Annotated in this window: 2 protein-coding genes; both read right to left on the bottom strand. The window is 70.5% G+C overall.

The genetic code is table 11. The features are described from left to right. Positions 1-304 precede the first annotated feature (304 nt). Complete coding sequence (locus tag FNH04_RS44775; protein WP_152791962.1) at positions 305-898, bottom strand: DM13 domain-containing protein; 594 nt, start codon at positions 896-898, stop codon at positions 305-307. A 992-nt stretch (positions 899-1890) separates the two neighbouring features. Continuing rightward, positions 1891-2094, bottom strand: coding sequence for a hypothetical protein (locus FNH04_RS44785; protein ID WP_194237029.1), 204 nt, complete (start codon positions 2092-2094; stop codon positions 1891-1893). Positions 2095-2493 lie beyond the last annotated feature (399 nt).

The following is a 2493-nucleotide window of genomic DNA, read 5'->3' on the forward strand; positions in this document are numbered from 1 at the left end:
CCCCACGCCCCACGCCCCTCGGTCTTCCGGCCTTCCGGCGTGCAAGTCTGCGCACCGCGCCCTGGTCTTCGGCCCCCGGACGACACCATCGCGCTGCCCGCCGAATGTGACGCCGCCGTGGTCGCCGGGTGCCGCGCCGGCGCCCACATCCCCTGACGGCCGGATGGAAGCGGGCGCGGCAGCACCCGAGCGAAGGAACATGCCGGACTCGTCGAAGGCGGGATGGCCTTCGGCCGTGGTGACCTTGGTGAGGGCCCCGCCGGCCTCGACGCGGAAGCCGTCAACCGTGCCGGAGACGGCGTCGTCAGGCGCGGCCGAGCTCGGCGGCGCCGAAGGACACGTCGAAGCGGTCGCACCAGATGCTCACGCTGGAGTAACGGGACAGGTCGACATCGTTGGGCACGGCGTAGTTCTGGCTTCCCTTGTTGCCCTTGAGCTTGCCGAGGCTGACGTACTCGCCGTCGTCAAAGACGTGCCAGCCGGCCCGACCCTCCTTCACCGGCGCGTCGGTCAGCCACACCCGCAGGTCCGGTCCGTTGCTCGTGTCGAGGTTCTCCAGCCGGACGACATGCGAGCCGTCGTCCAACCGTACGAGCTTCACCGTGCCCGAGGTGGCGTGCTCATGGCTGATCAGCTCACCGCCGGCCAGCGTTTGGGGCCCGGCCGGGGAGGAGGGTACCGCGGTCGGCTCCGCCTCGGCGGCCCCCGGAGTCGTCGCCTGCTCCTCGTCGGCGGGCCCGGGCGTCACCTGGGCCGAGGGCAGGGCCTCCTCCACGGTCTGGTCCTGCCACAGCTTCCACGGCTGGAACCAGTACAGCCCGAAGCCGGCCGCGGCGACCGCCACCACCAGCATCCCGATGCCCAACGGCCCGCCCAGCAGCTTCCGTACGCGCGCCATGCCCGCCTCTCCTTTTTCGCGGTCAGTCCTTCGCCCACCCCATTCAACGGGCCGGGCGGCCGTTCCCGTACCCGAGGGAGATGACGAAACCCTTACGGCGCACCCCAAGCTGGAGAAGCGCGGCTTCGTCGAGCGCCGCCCGAGCCCTGCGGACCGCCGCGCCGCCCTGGTCACCGTCACACCCGCGGGGTGCGACGCGATCGACACCATGTTCCCCCGCCGGCTCGCGGCCGAGGCCGAGTTGCTCGACGGCCTCGGCGCCGACCGCGACCGGGTGGTGGACGCGCTGAACCTGCTGGAAAGGCCCTTCAGCAGCGGGCGGTGAGGCAACGCGCCTGACGCCCCCGGCCCGGCGCCCGGTCCGCGTGCGCAGTCGGGCACGCGGACGGGACCGCCGACGCCGAAGCGAGGCACGAGACGGAAGCGGGGCGACCGGGCAGGAGCAGGCCGGCAACGCCGCGCGCGCGTTGCCCAGCCAGGCGTACGCGGGGGGCGCAGGGCGTGCGAAAGGTTCGCGCCGACGTCGGTGGCGATCACCGAGACCGGGTGGACAGGTGTGTCCAGCCGATGTCGGTCACCGTCGTCACCAGGATGGATCTCACCCGGGGCGGCGCGACTCGCACTCATCGACCGTCGCCCCGCCCCGGGCGACGCCCTCGACAGCGCCCGGGGCCGGCGAGTTCGGCGTCGCCGCCGGGTCGCCGAGTGCCGTGACCCGCGCCATGTCGTCCCCCTACCCGCGCGTTGGGCCTGTGGGACGGGCTCACCTGCGAGGTCATGGGGAAGACGTGCGACTGATCCCTGCGGGGTGAACCCCTGGGTCAGGCCTGTTTTCGGACCTTCCAGCCAGGCTCCACGAGTCGATGAGCGTCACAAATGATCAGGCTTGTCCGCGCCTCCTCCATCAGCGCCAGGCCCGGCATCGCGGCATGCACCCGGACCCTTGGGGCGGTGGCGCTCGCCCTTGGACATGCCGCCGAACACCGACACGATCAAGTCGTGTGCCTCGTTGTCCGGGTCGATCGCCCGCCCGCCTCGGGCACCCGCAGCACCACGTCGTAGTGCAGGAACAGCGGGAAGTTGTTGTCGAACCGGGCGCCGCAGAAGGCCCGTTGCAGCTCGCCGATCACTCCCGCGCAGAAGCCGCGTCCCGGGAGCCGGGTGGGCCGCTGCAGCGCGCGGTGGCGCCAAGGCACCCGTAGGCGGTCACCAATCGATCGATCAAGTCTCAAAGCTTGACCACAAATTACACACATCCCCTCTTCAATACGGGCCCCGATGGTCTAGATTGACCGTGCTTCAGCTGTTCGAACACGAGGCGACCAGTAATGATCTATAGGTCCAGTGCTACGGAAAGGCAGCAGTCGCGTCCCCGGCACCAGACGTGGGGATGATCAATTCCTGGAGCCCGAGAGGGGGCCTTGGGTGTGGGGAGCACCCGAGGATTCAACGGGTTCCCGTGCGCCTCGAGAGGCCGGCAGGACATGCGAGTCCGCTGCCTCCAAGGTGGGTTGTTCAAGCAGCTCTTACATAGCCGGGATGTCATGCGCGGGAGGCGGGGGCCTTCTGCGGGGAGGAACAGCGCGGCGCGGGAG

This window comes from Streptomyces phyllanthi, assembly GCF_009377205.1.
Classification (GTDB): domain Bacteria; phylum Actinomycetota; class Actinomycetes; order Streptomycetales; family Streptomycetaceae; genus Streptomyces; species Streptomyces phyllanthi.